Annotated in this window: 16 protein-coding genes; 5 read left to right on the top strand and 11 right to left on the bottom strand. The window is 69.3% G+C overall.

All coding sequences use genetic code 11. The features are described from left to right. Positions 1-51: 51 nt before the first annotated feature. Both CV755_RS06040 and dxs read right to left on the bottom strand, forming a co-directional pair. A complete protein-coding gene (locus CV755_RS06040) occupies positions 52-1,563 on the bottom strand; it encodes an amino acid permease (protein ID WP_109279253.1) in 1,512 nt (503 codons plus the stop codon). A gap of 208 nt (positions 1,564-1,771) precedes the next feature. Then, complete coding sequence (gene dxs, locus CV755_RS06035; protein ID WP_109279116.1) at positions 1,772-3,697, bottom strand: 1-deoxy-D-xylulose-5-phosphate synthase; 1,926 nt, start codon at positions 3,695-3,697, stop codon at positions 1,772-1,774. A gap of 462 nt (positions 3,698-4,159) precedes the next feature. Between dxs and CV755_RS06030 the strand changes: the two genes are divergently transcribed. Then, positions 4,160-5,959 (top strand): putative Ig domain-containing protein, encoded by a 1,800-nt coding sequence (locus tag CV755_RS06030; protein WP_435881530.1) that lies wholly within the window; start codon positions 4,160-4,162, stop codon positions 5,957-5,959. Positions 5,960-6,228: 269 nt separating this feature from the next. Here the strand turns inward: CV755_RS06030 and CV755_RS06025 are convergent, their stop codons facing one another. From CV755_RS06025 to ngcE, 7 genes are all read right to left on the bottom strand, one after another. Next, on the bottom strand, positions 6,229-7,485 hold the full coding sequence (locus tag CV755_RS06025) for a sugar ABC transporter permease (protein ID WP_109279114.1): 1,257 nt from the start codon (positions 7,483-7,485) through the stop codon (positions 6,229-6,231). Next, complete coding sequence (locus CV755_RS06020; RefSeq protein ID WP_109279113.1) at positions 7,482-8,261, bottom strand: ATP-binding cassette domain-containing protein; 780 nt, start codon at positions 8,259-8,261, stop codon at positions 7,482-7,484. The genes CV755_RS06025 and CV755_RS06020 overlap by 4 nt, the downstream gene beginning before the upstream one ends. 22 nt (positions 8,262-8,283) lie before the next feature. Beyond that, entirely contained in the window at positions 8,284-9,390 is a 1,107-nt protein-coding gene (locus CV755_RS06015; RefSeq protein WP_193553360.1) for a substrate-binding domain-containing protein, read from the bottom strand. Between the two features lie 164 nt (positions 9,391-9,554). Beyond that, on the bottom strand, positions 9,555-10,736 hold the full coding sequence (locus CV755_RS06010; RefSeq protein WP_338323623.1) for an ROK family transcriptional regulator: 1,182 nt from the start codon (positions 10,734-10,736) through the stop codon (positions 9,555-9,557). 188 nt (positions 10,737-10,924) lie between these two features. Then, positions 10,925-11,830: a carbohydrate ABC transporter permease gene (locus CV755_RS06005; protein WP_109279111.1), complete on the bottom strand. Its 906-nt coding sequence runs from the start codon at positions 11,828-11,830 to the stop codon at positions 10,925-10,927. 19 nt (positions 11,831-11,849) lie between these two features. Continuing rightward, positions 11,850-12,767: a carbohydrate ABC transporter permease gene (locus CV755_RS06000; protein WP_109279110.1), complete on the bottom strand. Its 918-nt coding sequence runs from the start codon at positions 12,765-12,767 to the stop codon at positions 11,850-11,852. Positions 12,768-12,774: 7 nt separating this feature from the next. Continuing rightward, on the bottom strand, positions 12,775-14,211 hold the full coding sequence (gene ngcE / locus CV755_RS05995; RefSeq protein WP_109279109.1) for an N-acetylglucosamine/diacetylchitobiose ABC transporter substrate-binding protein: 1,437 nt from the start codon (positions 14,209-14,211) through the stop codon (positions 12,775-12,777). A 420-nt stretch (positions 14,212-14,631) separates the two neighbouring features. On the opposite strand from ngcE, the gene CV755_RS05990 reads away from it, so the two are divergent. Further along, on the top strand, positions 14,632-18,561 hold the full coding sequence (locus CV755_RS05990) for a GH92 family glycosyl hydrolase (protein WP_109279108.1): 3,930 nt from the start codon (positions 14,632-14,634) through the stop codon (positions 18,559-18,561). A gap of 5 nt (positions 18,562-18,566) precedes the next feature. Here CV755_RS05990 and CV755_RS05985 read toward each other — a convergent pair whose 3' ends face one another. Then, a complete protein-coding gene (locus tag CV755_RS05985) occupies positions 18,567-19,124 on the bottom strand; it encodes a hypothetical protein (RefSeq protein WP_109279107.1) in 558 nt (185 codons plus the stop codon). Positions 19,125-19,637: 513 nt separating this feature from the next. Between CV755_RS05985 and CV755_RS05980 the strand changes: the two genes are divergently transcribed. After that, positions 19,638-20,789, top strand: a complete 1,152-nt coding sequence (locus CV755_RS05980; RefSeq protein WP_164503273.1) for an alpha/beta hydrolase family protein — start codon at positions 19,638-19,640, stop codon at positions 20,787-20,789. Between the two features lie 52 nt (positions 20,790-20,841). Here the strand turns inward: CV755_RS05980 and CV755_RS35855 are convergent, their stop codons facing one another. Continuing rightward, on the bottom strand, positions 20,842-21,891 hold the full coding sequence (locus CV755_RS35855; protein WP_109279105.1) for a helix-turn-helix transcriptional regulator: 1,050 nt from the start codon (positions 21,889-21,891) through the stop codon (positions 20,842-20,844). A gap of 75 nt (positions 21,892-21,966) precedes the next feature. Here CV755_RS35855 and CV755_RS05970 point away from each other — a divergent pair, with 75 nt between their 5' ends. Together CV755_RS05970 and CV755_RS36645 are read left to right on the top strand one after the other, a co-directional pair. Beyond that, positions 21,967-22,386 carry a nuclear transport factor 2 family protein gene (locus CV755_RS05970; RefSeq protein WP_109279104.1) on the top strand — a complete coding sequence of 140 codons (420 nt, stop codon included), beginning with the start codon at positions 21,967-21,969 and terminating at the stop codon, positions 22,384-22,386. A 103-nt stretch (positions 22,387-22,489) separates the two neighbouring features. Next, positions 22,490-26,590, top strand: a complete 4,101-nt coding sequence (locus CV755_RS36645; protein ID WP_109279103.1) for a tetratricopeptide repeat protein — start codon at positions 22,490-22,492, stop codon at positions 26,588-26,590. Positions 26,591-26,997: the final 407 nt, after the last annotated feature.

Here is a 26,997-nt window from a genome sequence, read left to right as displayed (position 1 = left end):
TTCCGCGCCCGCCCGGGAATTCCGGCCGAATTGCGCGCTACGGGAGCTGTGCTACGGGAGATCCGTGGCGCCCACCCGGCTGTGCCGCCGCCCGTAGAGGAAGTAGACCACCACGCCCAGCACCATCCACACCGCGAACCGCACCCAGGTCTCCGCGGGCAGGTTGAGCATGAGCCAGAACGAGGCCAGCACCGAGAGCACCGGCACCACCGGAACGAACGGGGTTCGGAAGGCCCGCGGCAGATCCGGCCGGGTACGGCGCAGGATGACCACCCCCAGCGCCACCACGACAAACGCGAACAGCGTGCCGATATTGACCAGTTCGGCCAGTACATCGATGGAGGTGAAACCGGCGACCACGGCGACCACCACACCCAGCGCGATGGTGGAGCGGTAGGGGGTGCCGAACCGGGGGTGCACGGTGGAGAAGAAGCGGGGCAGCAGCCCGTCCCGGCTCATGGCGAAGAACACCCGGCTCTGGCCGAGCAGCAGGATCATGCACACCGAGGTCAGGCCGACCACCGCGCCAAAGCTGATCAGCCCGGCCCAGAACGGGTGGTTGACCGCCTTGAAGGCGTCGGCCAGCGGGGCGTCCACGGTGAGCATGCTGTACTTCTGCATGCCGGTGACCACGATGGACACCGCCACATAGAGCACCGTGCAGATGGCCAGCGAGCCCAGAATGCCGCGGGGGACGTCCCGTTGGGGATTGTGGGTCTCCTCGGCGGCGGTGGCCACGATGTCAAAACCGATGAAGGCGAAGAAGACCACCGCGGCCGCCGCGAAGATGCCCATCAGCCCGAAGTTGGACGGGGTGAACCCGAACATCAGCTGCATCAGCGGTGCGGAGAGCCCATTGCCGCCGGTGCTGCTCTTCGAAGGCGGAATAAAGGGATGGTAGTTGGCGCCCTTGATGAAGAACGACCCCGCGATGATCACGATCAGCACCACGGTGACCTTCACCCCGACCACCACCGCGGTCACCCGGGAGGAGAGCTTCATCCCGGCCACCAGGATGGCGGTGAGCAGCAGCACCAGCACACAGGCCAGCAGGTCGAAGCCGAACTTCCCGTTGTGCGCGCCGCTGAGCGCGGCGGGCAGATGCCAGCCCGCGGTGTCCAGCAGCGAGCGGATATAGCCGGACCAGCCGACCGAGACCACCGCACAGCCCAGGGCGAGTTCCAGGATCAGGTCCCAGCCGATGATCCAGGCGGGCAGTTCGCCCAGTGAGGCATAGGAGAAGGTGTAGGCGGACCCGGCCACCGGCACCGTGGAGGCGAACTCCGCGTAGCACAGCGCCGCCAGCGCGCAGACAATGCCGGCCAGGACGAAGGACAGGGCCACCGAGGGGCCGGCGTTCTCCTTGGCCACCTTGCCGGTGAGCACGAAGATGCCGGTGCCGATGACCACTCCGACCCCGAAGACGGTGAGATCGAGGGCGGAGAGGGACTTCTTCAGCGCGTGTTCCGGCTCTTCGGTGTCACGGATGGATTCCTCGACCGTCTTGGTCCGGAACAGCCCGTTCCGGCCTCGGCCGCTCCGGGCGGATCGCTCTGTGCTCACCGGGGTCACCTCCACCTGCTCGGCGTGCCTGTGTGGTCCTCGTTCCGAACTGAGCGAGTGTCCGCGATGATCCGGGCCGGGATACGGCGGCCACAGCCTCCCCCTGCGGGATTCACCCGATGGAGGGCAGGCGGCCGCATGCCAAGGGGCCGGCCGGACCACCCTGATAAGGGGTGTTCCCGCCGGCCCCGGGCCGATGCGTAAGGGGTCAGTCGCGGACGGCCTCGGCCGTCACCTCGTCGGCCTCCTCGAAGCGGCCGTCCAGCCTGGCCACCAGGCCGGTGACCTGGCGGGCGATGTCGGGGGCGGTGAGCCCGATCTCGGCCATGACCTCCTTGCGGGAGGCGTGGTCCAGGAAACGCTGCGGAATGCCGAAGTCGCGCAGCGGGACGTCCACGCCCGCGTCGCGCAGCGCCTGGGCGATGGCCGAACCGACGCCTCCGGTACGGCCGTTGTCCTCGACCGTGACCACCACCCGGTGCCGCTGGGCCAGGCCCGGCAGCTCCTCATCGACCGGCTTGACCCAGCGCGGGTCCACCACGGTGGTGGAGATGCCCTGCTTGTCCAGCAGGTCGGCGATCTCCAGGCACATCGGGGCCAGGGCTCCGACGGAGACGACCAGGACGTCCGCGTCCTCCCCGTCGGGGCGGCGCAGGACGTCCATGCCGCCGATCCGGCCGACCGCCTCCACCGCCGGGCCCACGGTGCCCTTGGAGTAGCGCACCACGGTGGGCGCGTCCTTGACCTCGACGGCCTCGCGGAGCTGGGCGCGGACCTGGTCGGCGTCGCGCGGGGCGGCGATCCGCAGGCCCGGCACCACCTGGAGGATGGACATGTCCCACATGCCGTTGTGCGAGGCACCGTCGTCACCGGTGACCCCGGCCCGGTCCAGGACGAAGGTCACCCCGCACTTGTGCAGGGCGACATCCATCAGCACCTGGTCGAAGGCACGGTTGAGGAAGGTGGCGTAGACCGCGAAGACCGGGTGCAGTCCGCCGGTGGCCAGGCCGGCGGCCGAGGTGGCCGCGTGCTGCTCGGCGATGCCCACGTCATAGACCCGGTCGGGGAACTCCTTGGCGAACTGGCCCAGGCCTACCGGCTGCATCATGGCGGCCGTGATGGCCACGATGTCCGGGCGCTCGTGCCCGAGCTTGACCATCTCCTCGCCGAAGACCGAGGTCCAGCTGGCGCCGCCGGCCGAGACCGGCAGGCCGGTGTCCGGGTGGATGACGCCGATGCCGTGGAAGCGGTCGCCCTCGTGCTGCTCGGCGGGCTTGTAGCCGCGGCCCTTCTGGGTGAGGCAGTGCACGATGACCGGGCCGTTGAAGCGCTTGGCGCGCTGCAGCGCCGACTCCAGGGCCTCGATGTCATGGCCGTCGATGGGGCCCACGTACTTCAGGCCCAGATCCTCGAACATGCCCTGGGGGGCGATGAAGTCCTTGAGGCCCTTCTTGGCGCCGTGCAGCGTCTCATAGAGCGGCTTGCCGACCACCGGGGTGCGCTCCAGCAGGTCCTTGCCGCGGGCCAGGAAGCGCTCATAGCCGTCGGTGGTGCGCAGGGTGGCCAGATGGTTGGCCAGCCCGCCGATGGTGGGGGCGTAGGAGCGCTCGTTGTCATTGACCACGATCACCAGCGGACGGTCCTTGGCGACCGCGATGTTGTTGAGCGCCTCCCAGGCCATGCCGCCGGTGAGCGCTCCGTCACCGATCACCGCGGCGACATGACGGTCGTCATGGCCCAGCACCTGATTGGCCTTGGCCAGGCCGTCGGCCCAGCTGAGCACGGTGGAGGCATGGCTGTTCTCGATGACGTCGTGCTCGGACTCGGCGCGCGAGGGGTAGCCGGAGAGGCCGTCCTTGCCGCGCAGCCGGGAGAAGTCCTGCCGGCCGGTGAGCAGCTTGTGGACATATGCCTGGTGCCCGGTGTCGAAGAGCACCTTGTCCTTGGGGGAGTCGAACACCCGGTGCAGCGCGATGGTCAGCTCCACCACACCGAGGTTGGGCCCGAGGTGTCCGCCGGTCTTGGAGACTGCATCGACAAGGAAGGACCTGATCTCGGCGGCGAGCCGGTCGAGCTGCTCGGGGCTCAGCCGGTCGAGATCGCGCGGTCCCCTGATGCGGGTCAGCAGCGCCACCCGTGCCTCCTTTAGCTGTCGGACGTGGCCGGTCCGTCGAGTCTAATGTTCCGTCCGGCCCGCCGTTGTCCGGGTGATGCCCGCCCGGCTCATGCGATCGGCCCAGTGGCACCCGGTGCCGGGCGATAGCAAGCCTTTGCCGTTCCTTCGCTTGTCGGCCAGGAACGGCCGTCGCTACGTTCAACGCAAAGCCACCGCCCACCGGGGTGGCGTTCCTCCACCGAAGATTGTCATGCGCACGACACCCTCATGCTTCATCAACCCCCCATGGAGGGCACTTCCGTGCAGACGAAGAGATCCTTCGGCTCCAGACGGCTCACCGGCACCACGACGGCACTGCTGTCGCTGGCCGCGCTGGTGACCGGCGGCCTGCTGGCCGCCTCCCCCGCCTCGGCCTCGGCCCCCACCCCGGGCGGCGCCAAGGCCCGGCACCTGTGCTCCCAGAGCACCCAGCCCCGCCGGATGTCCTGCCTGGCCCTGGCCCGTACCGACGTCAGGCAGCACCTGAGCCTGGGCCACGACATCCTGCCCTCCGGCTACGGCCCCTCCGACCTGCAGAGCGCCTACGCGCTGCCGGCCGGAGCCGGAGCCGGCACCACGGTCGCCATCGTGGACGCCTATGACGACCCCAGCGCCGAGCAGGACCTGGCCACCTACCGGTCCCAGTACGGCCTGCCCGCCTGCACCACGGCCAACGGCTGCTTCACCAAGGCCGACCAGAACGGCGGCAGCAGCTACCCCACCGCGGACTCCGGCTGGGCCGGGGAGATCTCGCTGGACGTGGACATGGTCAGCGCGGTCTGCCCGCAGTGCCACATCCTGCTGGTCGAGGCCAACAGCAACAGCATGAACGACCTGGGTGCCGCGGTGAACCGCGCGGTGGCCATGGGCGCCAAGTACGTCTCCAACAGCTATGGCGGCCCCGAGGACGCCACCGACCCCACCTCGGACAGCAGCTACTTCGACCACCCCGGCGTCGCCATCACCGTCAGCTCCGGTGACAGCGGCTATGGCGTGGAGTACCCGGCCGCCTCGCAGTACGTCACCGCCGTCGGCGGCACCTCGCTCAGCAGGGCGAGCAACGCCCGCGGCTGGACCGAATCGGCCTGGGGCTCCAGCTCCGGCGGGCAGGGCGCGGGCTCCGGCTGCTCCCAGTACGACTCCAAGCCCTCCTGGCAGAAGGACACCGGCTGCGCCAAGCGGACCGTCGCCGATGTCTCGGCCGTCGCCGACCCGGCCACCGGCCTGGCCGTCTACGACAGCTACCAGTCCGGCGGCTGGAACGTCTACGGCGGTACCAGCGCCTCCTCGCCGATCATCGCGGCCGTCTACGCCCTGGCCGGCACCCCGGCCGCGGGCAGCTATCCGGCCTCGTACCCCTACGCCCACCCCGAGGCGCTCAACGACGTCACCACCGGCGCCAACGGCAGCTGCACCCCGGCGTATCTGTGCACCACCGGCCCCGGCTATGACGGCCCGACCGGCCTGGGCACCCCCAATGGCACCGCCGCCTTCGCCGCCGGCGGCTCCACCGGCGGCAACACGGTCAAGGTGACCAGCCCCGGCAACCAGTCCAGCACCGTGGGCTCCACGGTGTCCTTGCAGATCAAGGCCACCGACTCGGACACCGGCCAGTCGCTGACCTACTCGGCCGCCGGGCTTCCGCCCGGGCTGTCCATCAGCTCCTCCGGCCTGATCAGCGGCAAGCCCACCACGGCGGGCAGCTACAACGTCACGGTGACCGCCCAGGACTCCACCAAGGCCAGCGGCAGCGCGTCCTTCACCTGGACCGTCACCGGCCAGGGCGGCGGCTGCACCCCGGCCCAGCTGCTGGGCAACCCCGGCTTCGAGACCGGCAGCGCGGCCCCCTGGACCGCCACCTCCGGAGTGATCGACAACAGCTCCTCGGAGCCCGCCCACTCCGGCAGCTGGAAGGCATGGCTGGACGGCTATGGCTCACGGCACACCGACACCCTGGCGCAGACCGTCACCATCCCGGCCGGCTGCCACGCCACGCTGAGCTTCTGGCTGCTGGTGGACACGGAGAAGTCCTCCGCCACGGCGGACGACACGCTCAAGCTCACCGCGAACTCCGGCTCTGCGGGCACCTGGTCCAACCTGGACGCCGGCGGTTATGTGCAGAAGACCGTGGACCTGTCCTCGTACGCGGGGCAGAAGGTGACCCTGAAGTTCACCGGCACGGAGAACGGTAACGGTGCGACGAGCTTTGTCATCGACGACACCGCGCTCAAGGTGAGTTAGCAGGTAGGCAGTTGGGCGGCTGCGGGCCGTCCGTGGCCGTTCGCGCAGTTCCCCGCGCCCCTTATGGTTGGGGCCCGGACCGTTGACACGGTCCGGGCCCCAACTTCCTTTTGGGCCGCACCACTTAGGGGCGCGGGGCGTATGAGATTTGCGGCTCCGCCGCGTGGGCGCGACCAGCCCAAGACGGCCCGCACATGAAACGTGTCCGCGGCGCGGGGGCGCCCCACCCGGACGCACCCGGCGGCGCGGCACGAGCCGCCGGAGAGGTGCTACGCCCGCCCCGCCGTCTTCTGCGTGCGGCGCGAGACCGAGTCGATCACCACCGCCGCCAGCAGCACCGCACCCGTGATCATGTACTGCACCGCGGAGGCGATGCCCAGCAGCGCCATCCCGGAGGCGATCGACTGGATCACCAGCACACCCAGCAGCGCCGACCAGGTCTTGCCCCGGCCGCCGAACAGGCTCGTACCGCCGATCACCGCCGCCGCGATGGCGTTCATCAGCAGGCTGCCCGCGCCCGAGGACTGGTTGGCCGCGTTGATCTGCGAGGCCAGGAACATCCCGCCGAGCGCCGCCATGGTCCCCGACAGCGCGAACACCGACATCCGCACCAGCGGGACATTGATGCCCGCCCGGCGCGCCGCCTCCACGCTGCCGCCCAGGGCGAACACCTTGCGGCCATAGGACGTGCGGCGCAGCACCAGGTCGAAGACCACCACCACACCAACGAAGATCACCACAGCCAGCGGCAGGCCCTTGTACTGGTTGAACAGCCAGGCCGCGGCATAGGCGGGCACCGCCAGCGCCGCCGTACGCACCGCCAGCTCGCTCGGGGCCCGGCTGGGCACCCCGGCCGCCTCGCGCCGCCGGGCGTCCCGCAGGGCGGCCAGGAAGTAGCCGAGCACGGCCAGGGTGGCCAGGCCGTAGGCGGCGGCGACGTCGCTGAAGTAGTAGTTGGTCAGGTCCGCCACCAGGCCGGAGTCGTCCAGGTTGATGGTGCCGTTGGAGCCCAGCACCTGGAGCATCAGTCCGTTCCAGCCCAGCAGGCCGGCCAGGGTGACCACAAAGGCGGGCACCCCGATGCGGGCGAAGAAGAAGCCGTGCAGGGCGCCGGCCACCGTGCCGGTGAGCAGGGCGAGGATCAGCGCCGACCACTCGGGCATGCCGTGTTTGATGTTGAGCACCGCGAACACCGCCGCGGCCAGCCCGCTCACCGAGCCCACCGAGAGGTCGATCTCGCCCAGGATCAGCACAAAGACGATGCCGACCGCGATCAGGCCGGTGCCGGCCGCGGTGACAAACAGATTCGACAGGTTCTCCGCGCCCAGGAAGGCACTGTCCTGGAGCTGGAAGACCAGGCAGATCACTATCAGCCCGACAACCACCGGCAGCGAGCCCAGCTCGCCGCTGCGCAGCTTGCGGGCGAACTCCTGCCAGTACCCGGCGAATCCGGCCTCGCGGACCAGCAGCCGGGGGTCGGCCGGGGGCACCGTCACGGCGTCCTCGGGGGTCAGGTCGGTGCTCACTTGCTCGCCTCCGCGGTGCGGGCCTTACGGCGGGTGACAGCGTTGTCGGTGGCGCCGGTGATGGCCGAGATGATCTCTTCCTGGGAGGTGCTGCGCACCTCGAAGGTGCCGTTGTTACGGCCCAGCCGCAGCACCGCCACCCGGTCCGCGACCGCCTTGACGTCGGCCATGTTGTGGCTGATGAGGATCACCCCCAGGCCCCGCTCGCGCAGCCGCTCCACCAGGTCCAGCACCTGGGCGGTCTGTTCCACGCCCAGGGCGGCGGTGGGCTCGTCCAGGATGACCACCTTGGGCTCGCCCAGCAGCGAGCGGGCGATGGCCACGGTCTGCCGCTGGCCGCCGGAGAGCGCGGCCACCGGGATGCGCACACTGGGGATCCGGATGGAGAGGGTGGCCAGCAGCTCGCGGGCCCGCCGCTCCATCTCCACCTCGTCCAGCACCCCGGCATGTGCGATCTCGCGGCCCAGGAAGAGGTTGCCGACCACATCGAGGTTGTCGCACAGCGCCAGGTCCTGGTAGACGGTGGCGATGCCCAACTCCTGGGCGGTGTGCGGCCGTTCGATGCGGACCGGGCGGCCCTCCCACTCGATGACGCCGTCGTCCGCGGGACCCACTCCCGCTATCGTCTTGACCAGGGTGGACTTGCCGGCGCCGTTGTCCCCGACCAGGGCGACGACTTCACCGGGATGGATCTCCAACTCCACATCGGTGAGCGCCTGTACGGCACCGAACCGCTTGGAGACCCCGCGCAACGCCAGTACCGGCGTAGCGGACATGTCGATCACTTCCTTCCCGGTGCTACTTCAGCCCGGCCTGGTCGCACTGCGCCTTGTACTTGGGCGTGCAGATCTCGTCGAGGCGGTAAAAGCCCTCCTTGCCCACGTACTTGGCGATGTCGTCCTTGGTCAGCGAGAGCGGGGTGACGATGATCGAGGGGATCTTCTTCTGGGAGCCGCTGTCCACGGTGGAGGTGGCGATGGAGTCCAGCTTCTTGCCCTGGGCCAGGGCGACGGCCATGGTGGCGGCCGCGTCGGCCTCCGGCTGGTACGGCTTGTAGACGCTCATGAACTGCTCGCCCGCCAGGATCCGCTGGACGGCGGAGAGTTCGGCGTCCTGGCCGGTGACCGGCGGGAGCTTGTCATAGCCGGCCGCGTGCAGCGCGGTGATGATGCCGCCGGCCATGCCGTCGTTGGCGGAGTAGACGCCGACGATGTTGTCCTTGCCCAGCGAGGAGATGGCGCCCTTCATGTTCTCGTTGGCGTTCTCCGGCTTCCACTCCTTGGTGTCGTACTCCTTGCCGATCTTCACCTTGCCGTCCAGCACGGAGTGGGCGCCGTCCTTGTACATCTTGGCGTTGGGGTCGGTGATGGAACCGTTCATCATCACGATCTGGCCCTTGGCGGCGTTGTCGCCCAGCTCCTTGAGCAGCGCCTCGCCCTGGATCTTGCCGACCCGCTCATTGTCCACCGAGGTGTACGCCTTGACCGGGCCCTCGGCGAGGCGGTCATAGGCGATCACCGGAATGTTCTTGTCGGCGGCCTTCTTCACCGAGCTCGCTATCGACTTGGCGTCCACCGCGTCCACGATCAGCGCATCGACCTTCTTGGTGATCATGGTGTCCACCTGCTGCTGCTGGACGGAGGCGTCCTGCTTGGCGTTCTCGTAAAGGACGGTGGTGCTGGTGCCCGCCAGTTCCTTGATCTTCTTTTCGATCAGCGGCTTGTCGAAGCGCTCATAGCGGGCGGTCTGGTTCTCCGGCAGCAGCAGGCCGATGGTCAGCGAGCCCTTGCCATCGGTTTTCTTCTCCCCGCCGCCGGCCTCCTTGGCCTTTCCGCAGGCGGCGATAGAGGTGGCCATGGATACGGCGGCAACGGCCACCAGGGCACGACGCAACTGGGTGTTCACTTACGGATACCTCCCTGACGAGGCCGCGTCCTTGCGGCCGAGGTGGCTGGAAGTCAAGCCGTACGTCAACGAGGCGTCAACTAGTGAAGCGATTTCGAGTTGGCAACGATGCCATTCGTTATCTGAGTGAACTCAAGAGACAGGGCAGGTCGGGGCCTTGGGTCTCAGGCCGGCAGGCTGTCGTCCAGCAGTGAGGAATCACCCATTTCGCTCAGCACCAGGGCCAGCGCGCCCAGCACCTCGGCGCGGCCGCCCAGCGCACCGGGCACCACCTCCAACTGCCGTGCGGCACTGGGGATGGCATAGCGGGAGACCGATTCCCGGATGGGGGCCAGCACCAGCTCGCCGGATTCCGCCAGATCGCCGCCGAGCACCACCCGGCTGGGGTTGAGCAGGTTGCACAGGCTGGCCACGCCGCTGCCGATGTGCCGTCCCACGTCGGCGATCACCCGCCGGCAGCCCGCGTCCCCCTCCTGGGCCAGGCGCACCATCCGGGCCACGGTCAGATCGGTGCCATGCGCCGAGTGCAGCAGGGGCAGCACATAGCGGTTGGCGGTGAAGGTCTCCAGGCAGCCCCGGTTGCCGCAGCGGCAGACCGGGCCGGACTCGTCCAGGGTGATGTGCCCGATCTCACCCGCGGTGCCGCCCGGGCCCCGGTAGATCTGGCCGTTGATCACCAGTCCGGCGCCCACACCGCTGGCGACCTTGATGTACGCCAGGTCGGCGGCGCCCCGTCCGGCTCCCCAGACCAGCTCGCCCAGCGCGCCCAGGTTGGCATCGTTGTCCACGTAGACCGGGACGTCCAGGCGGGCGGCGAGGTCGTCGCGGGGGTTGGTGCCGGCCCAGCCCGGCAGGATCGCGGTGGAGCCCAGCACCCCGGAGGCCACATCGATGGGGCCGGGCACACCCAGGCCCACCCCGACGATCTTGCGCGGGCTGATGCCCGAGCCCGAGATCAGGCTCTTGACCAGGAACTCCGCCCGGTCCAGGCCCTGGGCGGCGGAGGCGTCCACATCCAGCGGCTCGGCCTCCTCGGCCAGCACCCGGTGGGCCAGGTTGCCGATGGCCACCCGCAGATGGGTGTGGCCGAAGTCCACTCCGACCACGATCCCGGCGTCCCCGGAGAGCGAGACGCTGCGGGCCCGCCGGCCGCCGGCGGAGGTGGGCGTCACCTCGACGGTGCCGTTGTCCTTCAGCTCCCGCACGATATTGGAGACGGTGGCCGCGGACAGCCCGGTGGACCGGGCGATCTCCGCCTGGGTGAGCGCGCCCGCCATGCGTACCGCCCGGACCACGCGCTCCAGGTTGGCCCGGTGCAGCGAGGACTGCGAACCCGGAGTCTCCACGCCCATTCACTCCCACCTCGTCGGCACGGCAGAGCCAGTCGTTGCTACAACCTCTGAAGCTAAGCTCAGCCGCATGGCGTAGATCGCGTCAAGGGCCCTGACACGGTCCCGGCGACTACGCGGTTCCCTCATCGTACGAGCGCCCGCCCGGGGGCCGGACCACGGCCCGGTCCCGCGCGGATCCCCGGCTACTTCAGCGACCCCGCCGTCAGCCCCGCCTGCACCTGCCGCTGGAAGACCACATAGGCGCCCAGCACCGGCAGCATGGCCATCACCAGCCCGGCGAACAGCCCGGACCAGTCGCCCTTGTACTGCTGACTGGCCGCCAGTGCCACCAGTCCCTGGGGCAGCAGCCGTTTGTGCTCGTCGCCCACGTTGAGCACGGTGGGCAGCAGGTACTGGTTCCACTGGCCCAGGAAGTTGAAGGTCCCCACGCTGATCAGCCCCGGCTTGGCCATGGGCAGCATCACCTGGAAGAAGGTGCGGGAGTGCGAGGCCCCGTCGATCAGCGCCGCCTCGGCGACCTCGGTGGGCAGCGTCCTGAAGAAGCCGGTGAGAAAGAACACCGTGAAGGGCAGCGAATAGGCGATATAGACCAGGATCAGCCCGGGATAGGTGTTGAGCAGCTCCATGTTCTTCATCACAAAGAACAGCGGCACCAGTGCCAGGATGACCGGAAAGCTCATGCCGCCGATGAACAGGAAGTAGATCAGGCGGTTGCCGGGGAAGTCGAAACGGGCCAGTACATAGGCGGCCATCGCCCCCAGCAGCATGGTGCCCGCCAGTGAACCGGCCACCACAATCAGCGAGTTGAGAAAGTACTCGCTCATATGCGCCGTGGTCCAGGCCCGCCGCCAGGCGTCGAAACGCAGGCTCTTCGGCAGCGACCAGGGCGAGGTGAAGATCTCGTTGTCCGTCTTGAAGGCGCTCATCACCGCCCACAGCAGCGGCATGGTCACCATCAGGCCCCAGATCACCAGGACGCCGTGCGAGAAGACATTGAGGACCCGGCCCTCGCTGCCCAGCCGCCCCCGCGGGGAGTCGATCACCGGTCGTCCGGTCTGCGGGGCCTCGGTCTCGGTGGATACGGACATCACAACTCCCGTACGGGCATCAGAACTCCAGCCGTTCGCGGCGCCCGAGCTTCATCACGATGCCCGCGAAAATCATGGTGACGATCAGCAGGGCCACGCCCACCGTGGTGGCGTATCCGGCCTGCCCGTCACGGAATGCCTTGGTGTAGAGGTAGTAGGACAGCAGCTCGGTGGAGTAGTCCGGACCGCCCGGCCCCATGGTCATGATCTGGATGAAGGCGAAGCCGTCCAGCGCCATGATGCCCATATAGACCCAGCCGGTCTGCACGGTGTCCCACAGCAGCGGCAGGGTGATGCGGAAGAAGGTCTGCAGCCGGTTGGCGCCGTCCAGCAGCGCGGCCTCGTAGAAGTCCTTGGGAATGGAGGCCATGCCGGCCGAGAACAGCACCACATAGAAGCCGACATTGCTCCACACCATCACCGCGGTGACACACCACAGCGCCAGCTTGGGATCGCCCAGCCAGTCGGGCTTCACCGAGTCCAGGCCGATGGCGCTCAGAAAGGAGTTGATGGCACCGCTGTTGGGGTTGTAGGCGAACTGGAAGAGCAGGGCGACGATGGCCAGCGAGAGCACCTGCGGGAAGAAGTAGATGATTTTGTAGACGCCGGAGCCGCGGACCCCGGCCACCGCCGCGTTCTTCCGCCGCCGCCCGCCGACGTTGAGCATAAAGGCGAAGAACAGCCCCAAACCCAGCGTCAGCAGGGGCAGCAGCAGAAGCAGCAGCACATTGTGACCCACGGCCTTCCAGAACACCTCGTCGTGCCACAGCCGTTGGTAGTTCTCCAGCCCGGTCACCCGGAAGTCGCCGCTCAGACCGGTCCAGTTGGTGAACGAGTAGTAGATGGCCTGGACGAAGGGCGAGATGACAAAGATTCCGTAGACCGCCAGCGGGACGAGCAGAAACCCCGCGATAAAGCGGTACTTACCGTGCTGCATGGCCGCCCTACTTGTGCTTGTACTTCTTGACCGAGCTGTCCCTGGCGGTGTCGTCCGCAAACTTCTGGATCTTCTTGATGGCCTCGTCCGGAGTCAGCCGGCCGGCCATCATCTCGCCCAGCGCGCCCACCCCGATCTTCTCCTTCTCCAGGGCCACATACCAGTCCTGCAGACGGGGGTTGAGCACGTTCTTGCCCGCCTTGTCCAGCGCCTCCTGGCAGGAAGCCAGGCCCGGCGGCAGCACCAGTCCCTCGGTCCCGCCATTGAACGAGGTGAGCGAGGACACCGCCTTGATGAAGTTCTGCGAGGACTTCCTGCCCAGCATGATGCGCAGCAACTCCATGCCGCCCTGCGGGTTCTTGGCGTGCCGGGGCACGATAAAGGGCTCACCGCCGGAGGCCCACAGGGTGCCGAAGGGCAGCTTGTCGTTCTTGTCAAGACTGGACGGGGCGCCCACCGCCATCCGGAAGTCCTTGGGGGTGGTCTTCTTGGACTCGTTCTCCACCCAGGAGCCATTGGGGATGAACAGCGCCTTGCCCTCGTTCCAGGCGGTCTGCGACTGGATGTGGTCCAGCCCCGGGGTGCCCTGGAGGATATAGCCCTTCCGGTAGAGCTCGTAGTAGGCCTCGAAGGCGGCCTTGACCGCCGGGTCCTTCCAGGCGTTGGGCTCCAGGTTGTCGATGCGGTTGAGCACCTCCACTCCGCCGATCTTGCCGATGAACGGGTAGAGGCTGAACGGGATGTAGTACGGATACTTGCCCGCGTAGGTCCAGCCGGCGATGCCCTTCTTCTTGGCCGCCTCACAGACCTTGAGCATCTCGTCCCAGGTCTCGGGGTACTGGGCGTCCAGCTTCGCCAGATTGGTCTTGGAGTACCAGACGCCGTAGACGGTGTAGGCGTAATAGAGGATCCAGGTCTGGTCGCCGTCGAACTGCCCCATCTCCACCACACCCGGACGCAGGGTGTCGCGCACCTTCTTGCCGGGGTCGTCCACCGAGGGCGCGTCCAGCAGGGCGTTGAGATCGGTCAGCTGGTTCTGGCCGACCAGGGTGCCCATGTCCATTTGCTTGGCACCGGAGTTGTCAATGAGGTCCGGCGGGGTGCCGCCATTGAAACGGGGCTGGAGCTGGGGGGCGATGTCCTGGGTGGCGGAGTGCTTGACCTCGGCGGAGGGGTAGGCCCTCTTGTACTCGGCCTCGGCGTCCTTGGCGTACTGCTGGCCGAAGCCGCCGTCGAAGATGACCACGTCCAGTGCGGCCTTCTCATTGACCGCCAGCGGGTTCTTGGCGCTCTTGGTCCCCTTGGAGACCTGCTTGTTGTCGCTGTCGTCGCCTCCGCCGCTGGCACAGGCGCTCAGCAGGCCCATCGCGGGCACCGCGGCCACACCGAGCGCCGCGGCCCTCCTGATCAGTTCACGGCGGCCGAATTCCGGGGTGGATCCCATGCTGCTCAAGTCCTCGCCTCCCGAGGGACTCAGGCGGTGTGGCGGTCTCCCCGTGCTGCACTCGCCGACGACGAAGGTCCCGACACCGCGGGTCGGTTGAAGCCTGGTGTGCTGGGTGTGCGCCGGGACGAAGCGCCCGGACCCGGTGGCCCGCCGCCTTCTTCCCCCGGTCCGGCCTGACGGTGCCAAGTCGCCCCGGACGTGGGACAGGTATAGTCCACCGCGCCTCAACTGGGCAAGATCGAGGCGCCATTGACCTTCAGCCTTTCCCTAGTTGAGACCTCGCCGACACCCCGCGACACCACCGCCGAGAGCCTTGACAGCACTGGCCGCACACGAGCTACTTAGGGCGCCACCAACACTCCTCCGGCATTGCGCAACTCGGGTGACAACGTTGTCAGCTTCCTTGGGAGGCAAGGGATGAGACACCGACTCAGAACTGGCTGCCGCCTGCTCGCCCGCCCCACCGCGCTACTGACCGCCGCCCTGATGGTGACGGTCACTCAGATCGGTCCCAGCGGGGCCCTGACGGCCTCCGGCGGCCGCTCCCCGGCCCCGTCCGCCACCGACCGCTTCAGCTCCTCCTTCGAGCCCGGCCAGCCGCGGCCCGACTGGCGCAACACCGCCGAGACCGGCCCGGACGGCCGCCCGCTCTCCCGGGGCATCGACGGCGGCGACTCCACCGGCATCCCCGGCTCGGTCAATGACAAGATCACCGAGGTCCGGGCCAGCGGGGAGAACCGGGCGGGCGGGGAGGTCAAGGAGAACCTGATCGACGGCGAGATCAGCACCAAATGGCTGACCTTCGAAAAGACCGCCTGGCTGGAATTCGAGCTCTCCGAGCCGGTCACGGCCGTACGGTACGCCCTGACCTCCGCCAATGACGCCCCCGGCCGCGACCCCCGGGACTGGACCCTCAAGGGCTCCCAGGACGGCCACACCTGGACCACCCTGGACACCCGCACCGGCGAGGACTTCCCAAAGCGCCTGCAGACCCGGGAGTTCGGCTTCACCAACAGCACCGCCTACCGGCAGTACCGGCTGGACATAACTCACAACAACGGCGACGGGCTCACCCAGCTCGCCGAGGTGCAGTTCGCCACCGCCGACAGCGGCCCGCCGCCGCAGGCGGGGATGCGCACCTATGTGGACCACGGTCCCACCGGCTCGCCCACGGCCAAGGCCCGGGCGGGCTTCACCGGCGCCCACGCCCTGCGCTACGCGGGCCGGCAGACCGGCGGCGGGCACGCCTACGCGTACAACAAGGTGTTCTCGGTACACACCAAGGTGACCGCGACCACCCTGCTGTCCTACAAGGTCTTCCCGGCCATGCCCGAGCGCGACCCCCACTATCCGGCCACCCATGTGGCCGTGGACCTGGCCTTCACCGATGGCACCTATCTCAGCCGGCTGGGCGCCCGGGACCAGTACGGCGCCCCGCTGACCCCACAGGGCCAGGCGGACGCCAAGACGCTCTATGTCAACCAGTGGAACAACCGCCAGTCGCCCATCGGCCGGGTCGCCGCGGGCAAGACGGTGGCCCGGGTGCTGGTCGCCTATGACTCCACCGCCGGTCCGGGCAGCTTCCGGGGCTGGATCGACGACATCTCGCTGGCCCCCGCCCCGCCCGAGGAGCACCCGGCCCACCTCGCGGACTACGCCCTGACCACCCGGGGCACCCTCTCCAGCTCCTCCTTCTCCCGGGGCAACACCTTCCCCGCCACCGCCGTCCCCCATGGCTTCAACTTCTGGACGCCGGTGACCGACGCCGGCTCACTCACCTGGCTCTACCAGTACGCGGCCGCCAACAACGCGGACAACCTGCCCACCATCCAGGCGTTCGCCGCGAGCCATCAGCCCAGTCCCTGGATGGGCGACCGGCAGACCTTCCAGGTGATGCCCTCGGCGGCGGGCGGCGTGCCGGACGCCACCCGCACCGGCCGCGCCCTGCCCTTCCACCATGAACATGAGACGGCCCGGCCGCACTACTACGGCGTCACCTTCGACAACGGGCTCAAGGCGGAGATCACCCCCACCGACCATGCCGCGATGATGCGCTTCACCTTTCCCGGCGCCAATGCCTCGGTCATCCTGGACAACGTCAAGAACCAGGGCGGTCTGACCCTGGACCCGGCCCATGGCGAGTTCAGCGGCTGGTCCGATGTCCGGAGCGATCTCTCCAAGGGCGCCGGACGCCTCTTCGTCCATGGTGTCTTCGACCGTCCGGTGGTGGCCGGCGGGCGGCTGCGCGGCGGTGGCGGTGACGATGTCACCGGCTATCTGCGCTTCGACCCCGGCCGGGACCACACCGTCACCCTGCGCATCGCCACCTCCCTGATCAGCGCCGACCAGGCAAGGGCCAATCTGGAGCAGGAGATTCCGGCCGGTACCTCCTTCGGCCGGGTCCAGGACCGGGCCCGGGCGGCCTGGGACGCCCTGCTCGGCCGGATCGAGGTGGAGGGCGCCACCCATGACCAGCTCACCACCCTCTACTCCAGCCTCTACCGGCTCTTCCTCTATCCCAACTCGGCCTTTGAGAACACCGGTACCACCGCCCGGCCCCGCTACCAGTACGCCAGCCCCTTCTCCCCGCCCCGCGGCGAATCCACCCCAACGCATACCGGCGCCAAGGTCGTTGACGGCCAGGTCTATGTCAACAACGGCTTCTGGGACACCTATCGCACCGCCTGGCCCGCGTACTCCCTGCTGGCTCCCGGCCAGGCGGCCAGGATGGCGGACGGCTTCCTCCAGCAGTACAAGGACGGTGGCTGGACGGCCCGTTGGTCCTCCCCCGGCTATGCCGACCTGATGACCGGCACCAGTTCGGACATCGCCTTCGCCGACGCCTATGTCAAGGGCGTACCGCTGGACGCCGAAACCGCCTACCAGGCGGCGCTGAAGAACGCGACGGTACGCCCCACCGACCCCGGCACCGGCCGCAAGGGCATGGACACCTCCGTCTTCCAGGGCTGGACCAGCACCAAAACACCCGAGGGCATGTCCTGGGCCATCGACGGCTATATCAACGACTTCGGCATCGCCCAGCTGGGCCGCGCCCTCTACGCCAAGACACACCGGACCCGCTACCGCGAGGAGTCCGACTACTTCCTCAACCGGGCCCAGAACTACGTCAACCACTTCGACCGGCGCATCGGCTTCTTCCAGGGGCGCAAGGAGGACGGCAGCTGGCGGCTGTCCCCCGCCGACTACGACCCCCGCGTCTGGGGCTATGACTACACCGAGACCAACGGCTGGAACTTCGCCTTCACCGTGCCCCAGGACACCCATGGCCTGGCCGGCCTCTACGGCGGGCCCGCCGCCCTGGCGAAAAAGCTGGACACCTTCTTCGCCACCCCCGAGACCGGCTCCCCCGATGTGGCCGGCTCCTATGGCGGCGTCATCCATGAGATGACCGAGGCCCGGGACGTCCGGATGGGCATGTACGGCCACAGCAACCAGCCCTCGCACCACATCGCCTATCTCTATGACGCGGCCGGACAGCCCTGGAAGACCCAGGAAAAGGTCCGCGAGGTGCTCTCCCGCCTCTATCTGGGCAGCGAGATCGGCCAGGGCTACCCCGGCGACGAGGACAACGGCGAGATGTCCGCCTGGTATGTCTTCAGCGCACTGGGCTTCTATCCGCTGGTGATGGGACGCCCCGAATACGCCATCGGCTCCCCCCTCTTCACCAAGGCCACCCTCCACCTGGAGAACGGCCGCAGCCTGGTCATCAAGGCCCCGCACAACAGCGCCCGCAATATCTATGTCCAGGGCCTGAAAGTGAACGGAAAACCCTTCGGTTCCACGGCACTTCCGCATTCGCTGGTGACGGCCGGCGGCACTCTGGAATTCGATATGGGCCCCCGCCCCTCCTCCTGGGCCACCGGCAAAAACGCCGGCCCCACCTCCATCACCACCGGTGACTCCGCCCCCGACCCGCTGTCCGATGTCACGGTCCCGGACGGCTCCCCCCTCACCGACCGCTCCTCCCGCACCGCGGCCTCCTTCACCACCGCCCCCCTGGAGGTGGCACCCGGCTCCCGGATCACCTCCTACACCCTCACCTCCCCCGCCGACCGCACCAAGGCCCCGCACGACTGGGTACTGGAGGGCTCGGACAACGGCCACGACTGGACCCCGACCGACCAGCGCTCCCACGAGACCTTCACCTGGGACAACCAGACCAGGGTCTTCGCCCTGCACACCCCAGCCGCCTACCGGCACTACCGGCTGCGCTGCCTGGGCGGCGAAGCGGCCCTGGCAGAGACGGAGTTGCTGGGCACGGCACCGCGTTACGCCTGCACCTGTTATGAGGAGAACCGACGCGTCAGGCGGCGCCCGCCGCGGTGAGGCCGCTACACGGACTGCAGGAACCACCCCTGATAGCCGTCGCACATATTGGTGTTCGTCATGGCCGCGATGACCCAGCCGGGGGGAATGGGCGAATTGGCGCAGGCCATAACGTTGTTGTACGGCCGGCTCAGCCAGAAGCCCTTGAAGCCGTCACACATGTTCGTCATGGTTATGGCGGTGATGACGTAGCCCGATGGTATGGGCGAGTTGGCGCACACCATCAGGTTGTTGGCCGGCGTGTGCAGCGAGAAGGCCTTGTAGCCGTCACACATGTTGGTCATGGTCACGGTGGTGATGGCCCATCCGTCCGGGATGGGCGAGTTGGCGCATGCCATCACGTTGTCGTAGGGCGTGTTCAGGGTGTAGAGGCGGAAGCCGTTACACCTGTTGGTCACCGTTATCGCGGAGATGACGTAGCCAGCCGGGACCGGCGAGTTGGCGCAGGTGGACAGCTGTGCCGCCGGCGCCGCCTGGGCCGCCGGTGCGGCCAGCGTGACCCCGCCGAGAAGCAGCGCGGCGACGGCGAGGGTTCTCGTTAACCATGTGGTGACGGTCTTCATGGTGCCTCCTTATGTCATCGATCTCCGCTGACATCGCGGCCATGTTGGCATGCATGCGACAGGATGGACAGGGTTCGCGGCGACAACCGATGCCGGCCATATGACCGATGCGATCAAGGCCGCGGCCGAGCCGGAGCAGCGGGATGCACGGCGAGCCCGACCGGCACGCTGATTCACGGCGTAGAGTTCCGCCTTCGCCGAGGCAATCGCCATGCACCAGTAATGGCCGCCGGTGGACGACGAGACCATCGAGTCATGGGTCGTCGCAACCGCGTGCGACGTCAGACGCAGTTGCACGGCGTGTTACGAGGACTACCGTGCCGGCTGCGGAACCGGCGCGATTCAAGTCCGGCCCCCAACTCGCCTTCCCCGCCCAACCGAAGCTGGGCATCCCTTCATGGCCACGTACCCAAAGTCTGATCGGCAGAGGCCAGTTGTAGTCCTCAGAGCTGACGAAAGTGTCAATCCGCGGAGTGACGCCGGGCACCGCACCCCCGGCCTAGTGTCCCGGGCATGACCAGAAACCGTCGCACGGCCATAGCCGCAGCCATGCTGGCCCTCGTCCTGCCACTGCCCATCGCCGGGGCGGCCTCCGCCGCATCCCGCCCCGCCGCCGCCACGTCCACCACCGCACACCTCGCGCTGCCCCGCCCCACCGGCCCCCATGCCGTCGGCCGCGACGTACTGCACCTCGTCGACAAGAACCGCCAGGACCCCTGGGTCCCGTCGGCCGGGCCGCGCCGGCTCATGGTGTCGATGTACTACCCGGCTGTCCCCCACACCGGCACGCCCGCCCCCTATATGACCACCGCCGAAGCCCAGGCCCTGCTGACGAAGGCGCCGCAAGCCAAGCTCCCGCCCGAGGCGTTGAGCCACACCCGCACCTGGGCACGTGCCAACGCCCGCCCGGAGCACGGGCGGTTCCCACTGGTCGTGCTCTCCCCCGGCTTCACCATGCAACGCGCCACCCTCACCGGCCTCGCCGCGGAACTCGCCAGCCACGGGTATGTCGTGGCACTCGTCGATCACACCTACGAGAACCTGGGCGAGACCTTCCCCGACGGCAGGACCCTGCCCTGCGCCATCTGCGACAAGCACCCGGCAGTCCTGACCGTCTCGCAGAGCCGGGCCAAGGACGTCTCGTTCCTCCTGGACGAGCTGACCGGCCACCATCCGGCCTGGCGCCATGCTCGCCTCATCGACAAGAAGCGGATCGGCATGGCGGGCCACTCCATGGGCGGCGCAGCCAGCGCCGCCACGATGGCGGCCGACAAGCGGGTACGGGCCGGCGCCAACCTGGACGGCAGCTTCGATGGCGCGGTTCCCGCGAGCGGGCTCGGCGGGCGCCCGTTCCTCATGGTGAGCCACCCACTGCCCGGCGGTGCCACCGACTCGTCCTGGACGGAGGCATGGTCCCGGCTGGACGGCTGGAAGCGCTGGCTCACCGTCGCCGGCACGGTCCATGGCAGCTTCACCGATGTACAGGCACTGGCCGAACAGGCGGGCATTCCCGTACCCGGCGCCACCATTTCCGCTCCACGCGCGGAACAGATCACCCGGACCTATGTGACCGCCTTCTTCGACGAACACCTCAAGGGCGTCCAGGAGCCCCTGCTGAACGGGCCATCGCCCGCCTACCCCGAAGTGACCTTCCACGGCCGCTGATCCTGAGCCTCGGGCTCCCGGCACCGGGAGCCCGAGCCCTCTCTCCACGATGTCACCACGCCCCCGCGACTCCTGCGAGCAGCACGGCGACGAGTTCGTCCCGGCCGGAGACCCCGGTCTTGCGGTAGACCGCCTTGAGATGGTCGTTGACGGTGTGCGGTGACATCCCCAGCCGACGGGCGATCCGCTTCGCGGGCAGCCCTTCCAACAGCAGTGCCGCGACGGCCCGTTCCCGCCGGGTGATGTCATGCCAGGCGGCGAACGTGGGCAGCAGGCCCGCCCCCGAGGCGGGCCGGATCGTCACCACCACCTCGTCGCCGCCCTCCGCGCCGAGGAGTTGGGCCTGGACCGCCACCCACCCGCCGGGGGTGGGAATCCGGCTCACGGCGGGGGCGCCGGAGTACCGCGCCATCCAGACCACCGTCCACACGGTGGTCCCCAGTGCCTGGGCGGTGGCGAGCGGGTGGGGGTTCAACTCCGCGAGCCAGTCCACCGCGGTGGGGGTCATCCTGACGGTGTCGTCCGGGCCGACGACGACCACACCCGGCTCGGCGGCGTGCCGGTTCGGCCCCGCGCACAGGCCGCGCCCGAAGACCTTCAAGGCGGTGGCCAGCGGACCGGCCAGGCGCTCGGCGCGCGCCTCCTCCTCCGCCGTGAACGGGCGGCTGCCCGTCGTCCGCAGCAGTGTCAGCAGCCCCCAGGGCAGGCCGCCATGGGTCAGGGCCACCCGCAGCTCGCAGCCGAAGCCCTCACCGGCCATGACGTCGTGCAGCCGCTCGCTGCGCCGGTGCTCCGGCGAGTCCGCGTTGAGCACCCCGACCCGGCGGGGGCCGTCGAGCAGGCTCGCGAACGGGCAGGGGAAGGGGTCGATGTCCGGGCGCTCGGCATAGAGGCGCTGGGCGGCCTGGGCGCCGTAGAAGTGCTCCTTGGCGTAGAAGCCCGCGGCCCGCGTCAGCGGGTCGAGCCCGGTCAGCAGATACCCGTCGTGCGGGATGAACAGCCCGACGCGGTGCGAGACCAGCGCACCCAACTCCCCTACGGTGCGAACGGTTTGGCCTTCGGCCACCAGGGCCCGGCGCAGGGATTCCACCTCTGTGGCCATACCAGGAGTATGGCCCGGATCAACCCCCAATATCGGGGATACCGGGTCGGGCCGTCGGCCGCACAGAGTAGGGCCATGGAGCCACGGGAGATCCACGCCGAATACCTCGGGGCCATGCTGGCCCGCGACGCCGACCGGTTCGCCGACTTGTTCGCCCTCGATGGCGTCTTCGAGGCGCCGCTGGTGCCGCCCGGGGGCGCCATTCCCCGGCGGGTGGCCGGACGCGAGGAGATCCGGAAGGCGTTGACCGACCACTACCGGCGATCGACGGCGGTCTTGCGCGAGGTGAACAAGGAGCGCAGCCGGCGCATTCTGCACACCACCTCGGATCCGGAGGTCTTCATAGCCGAGCTCGATGTCGTCTTCGGCAGCCCCTGCGACGGGCCCGACGATGCGGCGGTCATGTCGCTGGTCCAGATCTTCCGCACGCGTCAGGGTCACATCACCCTGATGCGCGACTACTTCACCGCCGAGGCCACGGCCTCAAGCAGCTGAGTCCGCGGTCGAGGGATCTCCGCCCGGCGCGAGCGGGGGATGTGCCGGGCCGCAACTCCACCACACCGTCCACCACTTGACGTCCCGAGAGAGGGGCCCGGTCATGTCACTGCCCGTGCAATGGCTCTACATCAGAGACACCATCAAGGTGAACGACCAGCTGCGCCAGGAGATCGAGGCCGAGACCGCCTTCCACAAGCTGCCGCCCGGGGCCGTACTGGCCCTGGTCGCCCGGGAGATCACCCATGACCAGGGGTATGTGCTCGGCGTCCAGGACCACCCCCTGCTGCTGGTGGCCGAGACCTACAGCGGCAACGGCGGCGCCATCGACACCTCGGGGCGGCCGGGCCCCGGCGGGACCACCGGCACCACCGGGGACCGCGGAGGGCACCGCATCGACGGCCAGAACGGCGGCCCCGGCGGTCCGGGCGGCAGCGACGCCGGTCCCGGCGGCCCCGGTTCGCCGATCACGCTGCTGGCCGGCCAGGTAACCGGGCTGCGGCTGATCGCACGCGGCGGCCGGGGCGGCGCGGGTGGTACGGGCGGCAGGGGCGGCGCCGGCCTCGACGGCCACCGGCCCAACAAGGGCGGCATCGATGGCACCGATCCCGGCGACGGCGGCGCCGGAGGCCACGGCGGCAACGGCAGCACCGGCGGCCCAGGGGCGGCCATCGTCGCGGAATTCATCACCCAGTCCGGCCTGACCGCCGACGGCAGCGGCGGAGACGCCGGGCCCGCCGGACCGGGCGGCGCCGGCGGCAAGGGCGGCGGCGGCAACAACGGGCGCGGCGACGACGGCCCGCACGGCGCCCCGGGTTCGCCCGGCACCGCGGGTCCTGCCGTCGCACCGCTGTTGACCGCGCATGCCGAGGGCGACTGGTGGGCGCTGGTGCGCGACCGGCTGGGCGACAACGCCAGAGCCTGGGCGGACTACCGCACCCGGGTCGGCGAGTACCACTTCCGCGGTTTCGCGCCGGGCGATCCGCAGAAGAGCGGCCACCGGCCCCTGGCCGGGCGCGAGTTCGACCGGGCCCTCGTTCTCTGGCCGGGCCAGGCGCAGGCCGCGGAACTCTCCCGCTATGTCGCCGCCAACCTCTCCCCGATCGGGCAGCCGTACGACCTGGATCTCCGGCCGGACTTCCCGCAGTTCGAGAAGGTGGTCACCGACTACGACACCATGGTGAAGAGCCTTTTCGACAACGGTCTGAATCTTCTGCTCAAGGCGAAGGACGCCGGCGAGAAGAAGCAGCGGCTGCTGGCGGACATCAGCCATATCGACGGCATGCGCACCGTGCTGGCCGACGAGAAGAACGCCGCCGTGCTGGGCGTGGCCGAGGCCACGGCACGGCGCGACGAGGCTCTCCGGCGGGTCCGGGTCAACCAGGCGGCGATCGACGCCGTGCTGGACCAAATGGACAAGGAGCGCATGGAGTTCCCGATCGGGCAGGTCGTCTCGACGGTGGGGGCGGCCGCGACGGCCGTGGCCGGACTGGTGGCCTTCTTCGCCTTGCTGGCCGCGGAGACGGAGACCCGCACCGCCATGCCGTCCTCGTCCGCCGATGTGGAGGCCGCCGCCCGCTATGCCGCCGCGGCCCATCTGGCCCTCGGCCGGGCCGAGGCGGTGCAGCAGTTCGACCTGACGACCGGCACCTACCAGGGCCAGTACCTCGTGGAGTGGATGGACTGGAGCGATCCCGGCAACCCCACGCCCAAGGCGGACAAGAAGGACGACATGGGCGGTCTCAAGGATCTCCTGGGAGTCGGCAAGGACATCGTGGACCTGGGGAAGACCCTGAACGATCTGCGGATCGCCGAGGTGAGTCCCGGGACGGCGGCGCAGCACAAACAGTTGGTACAGCGGCAGTTGGAGCTGATCGCCGACCTCAACCTCGCCAAGCTGGACCTCGCTCAGAAGAACGCGCTCGTGGACCTGGCCCAGGCCAGGATCGCCCTCAACGAGCAGGACCGGACCACCCTGCACAACGTCCAGGAGGGCTGGGAAGCCGACATCGGGCAGGAGAGCGCCATCGCGCGCATGGTGATCGCCCAGACCCAGGTCTTCATGGACGTACTGATCAAGTTCGCCTTCATGGCCAACCGCGCCCTGGATCTGTGGACCTTCAGCGCCTACGCGCCCAAGTTCAGCTTCGACATCGGCCATCTGCCGCCGGACGATGTCGAGAACGCCTACCAGCCGCTGTCCCGGGGCGACGACAGCCGGGTGCTGGGGCTGCTGAACGAGTATCTGACCACCTGGTCCCGGATGCCCGAGCTGGTCCTCCTCCGCGACGCCTACAACACCTATGAGAACCAGCTCGACAGCCACAATCTGCGGCTGACCATCACCACGCCCGCCGTGCTGGACGCCCTGCGGACCACGGGCACCGCCACCTTCGAGGTGACGCTGGACGACTTCCCCGCCCACCTCAGCGAGTTGAAGACCGACGGGGTGCACATCGGCCTGGTCGGCGCCACCGGGAACGCCAAGCACATCCCGGTCTCCGTCCGGCATGGCGGCGAGGCGGTCAACCGGCTGCGCGACGGCTCCCTGATCCATCTCCACGCCCCGGCCCGGCGCGGCACGGACGACGCGACACTCGACGACTCCGAGCCCGACTACCCGGTGGGGTCCCGGCCCTCCTTCTGGGGCCGCAGTCCCGCGACGACCTGGCAGATCAGCATCGACCCGGACGACGCCAGGCGAACCGGCCTCAGCCTGGCCGGCCTCAGCGCGCTGAAGGTGTCCCTCTTCACCCGCCACTACGACGCCGGAACGGTCACCGGCCCGCCGCCGGCCCCCATGACCGTCCAGGCCGACTTCGAGGGCAACGGCCACCCCGACACCGCGGAGTGGCACCCCGACAACGGCAACTGGACGGTGCATCTGTCCACCGGCTCCACGGTCACCGTGCCCTGGGGACGCGCCGGGGACTTCCCGGTGCCCGCCGACTACGACGGCGACGGCAAGGACGAACCGGCCGTATGGCGGCCGTCCAACGGCAAGGTGTACGCCCGGCCGCTGGCCTCCGGACCGGGCACCATCCGGCCTTACGCGGACCCGGCGTACCGGCCGGTGCCCGCCGACCATCCGGGAATGGCGCGGTTCGCCCAGGCGTGCGCGGTGCGAGCCGCCCGGCTCTCGGAGGCGGGACGCGCCGCGGAGACCCTCGCCGTGGCGCGCCAGGCGCGCGACACCTACCGGAAACTGGCCGACGCGGACGGCTCCTACACCACCGCCCTGGCCTCCGCGTCGGTCTTCCTCGGGGGCTATGCGCAGAACGCCGGGCTGATGACCGAGGCGGTGACGGTGACCCAGGAGGCCGTCGCCCTCTATCGCCGGCTGGCGGACCGGCCGGATCTGGCCTGGGCGCTGGAGAACCTGGCGTTCCGCCTCTCCGCCGCCAACCAGCCGTCCGGCGCGGTGGACGCCGAGCGCGAGGCACGGGACCTCTACGACCGGCTGGCCCAGACCGACCCCCACGCATACCAGCCCAGGCTGGCCAACGCCGATGTCTTCCTCGGCGCCTTCCTGACGCAAGCCGGCCGGCACGACGAGGCGATCACCGCGACCCGCGCCGGAGTTGATGTCTACCGCCGGCTCGCCGACCAACCCCATCTGGCCTGGGCCCTGTTCAATCTGGCCTACCGCTGCTCCGCCGCCGGCCAGTCGGCCGCCGCTGTGGACGCCCAACGCGAATCCCGGGACGTCTACGCCCAACTCGCGCAGACCGACCCCACCACCTACCGGCCCGAACTGGCCAACGCCGATGTCTTCCTCGGCGCCTTCCTGCAGCAGGCGGGCCGCCACGACGAGGCAATTGCCGCAGGCAGCGCGGGTGTTGACCTCTACCGCCAACTCGCCGACACACCGCATCTGGCCTGGGCACTGGAGAATCTGGCGTACCGCTGCTCGGCCGCGGGCCGGCCGTCCGGCGCGGTGGACGCCGAACGCGAAGCACGCGACCTCTACGACCGGCTCGCCCAGGCCGACCCCGCCACCCACCGGCCGGAACTGGCCAACGCCGCCCTCCTGCTGGCCGGGTTCCTCGTCCAGGCCAACCGCCGGGCCGAGGCCCGCCCGGCCGCGCAGCAGGCCGTAGACCTCTACGAACAGCTCGCCAAGGGCAACCCGGCCGTATACGGCGAGCGCCTGAAGGAGGCGCGCCAGCTCCGCGACTCCCTGCCGAGCGGATCGCCTGCCTGATCCGCCCGTACAAGCGCGTTGCCCCGTTGCCGGGCCCGGTGACTCACCGGGCCCGGCAACGCCGGAGGTTGGAGGGATACCAGGTGCCTTCGTCCGGCAGCCGCCGGCGCTCGGCTGCTTCGGGGCACGGAGGAGGGGCCGTGAGGGGACAACGGCACAACAGGCACATCTCACCCGTGAAGAGACCGAAGTCTCCCCCGGCCCAGGCGGCACCCCCAACTGGTCAGCGACCGGCAACCTCGGCGACCGGCTTCTCTTCGGCCACCGGTTTGCGGGCCTACATCTTCTACGCCACTGTGACCGTTGCGGCCATACGCCGGTGGCTTCGTGCGTGGTCCGTCAGACGAACCCAACCGGCCCCTGTTCCGCCTCCCCGGGTGCCCGGAGAGGCAGGCCCGCCGCTCACG

Source organism: Streptomyces orinoci (assembly GCF_003121295.1).
Lineage (GTDB): Bacteria > Actinomycetota > Actinomycetes > Streptomycetales > Streptomycetaceae > Streptomyces > Streptomyces orinoci.
Note: the sequence above shows the minus strand (reverse complement) of the source record. Positions and strands in the feature narration are given on the sequence as shown.

What these genes read in the sequence shown, in the direction of transcription:
- CV755_RS06030 (WP_435881530.1), top strand. Translation starts at nt 4,160, where the DNA reads ATGTCCTGCCTGGCCCTGGCCCGTACCGACGTCAGGCAGCACCTGAGC.
- CV755_RS06020 (WP_109279113.1), bottom strand. Translation starts at nt 8,261, where the DNA reads ATGTCCGCTACGCCGGTACTGGCGTTGCGCGGGGTCTCCAAGCGGTTC.
- CV755_RS06005 (WP_109279111.1), bottom strand. Translation starts at nt 11,830, where the DNA reads ATGTCCGTATCCACCGAGACCGAGGCCCCGCAGACCGGACGACCGGTG.
- CV755_RS06000 (WP_109279110.1), bottom strand. Translation starts at nt 12,767, where the DNA reads ATGCAGCACGGTAAGTACCGCTTTATCGCGGGGTTTCTGCTCGTCCCG.
- ngcE (WP_109279109.1), bottom strand. Translation starts at nt 14,211, where the DNA reads ATGGGATCCACCCCGGAATTCGGCCGCCGTGAACTGATCAGGAGGGCC.
- CV755_RS05990 (WP_109279108.1), top strand. Translation starts at nt 14,632, where the DNA reads ATGAGACACCGACTCAGAACTGGCTGCCGCCTGCTCGCCCGCCCCACC.
- CV755_RS05985 (WP_109279107.1), bottom strand. Translation starts at nt 19,124, where the DNA reads ATGAAGACCGTCACCACATGGTTAACGAGAACCCTCGCCGTCGCCGCG.
- CV755_RS05980 (WP_164503273.1), top strand. Translation starts at nt 19,638, where the DNA reads ATGACCAGAAACCGTCGCACGGCCATAGCCGCAGCCATGCTGGCCCTC.
- CV755_RS35855 (WP_109279105.1), bottom strand. Translation starts at nt 21,891, where the DNA reads ATGGCCACAGAGGTGGAATCCCTGCGCCGGGCCCTGGTGGCCGAAGGC.
- CV755_RS05970 (WP_109279104.1), top strand. Translation starts at nt 21,967, where the DNA reads ATGGAGCCACGGGAGATCCACGCCGAATACCTCGGGGCCATGCTGGCC.
- CV755_RS36645 (WP_109279103.1), top strand. Translation starts at nt 22,490, where the DNA reads ATGTCACTGCCCGTGCAATGGCTCTACATCAGAGACACCATCAAGGTG.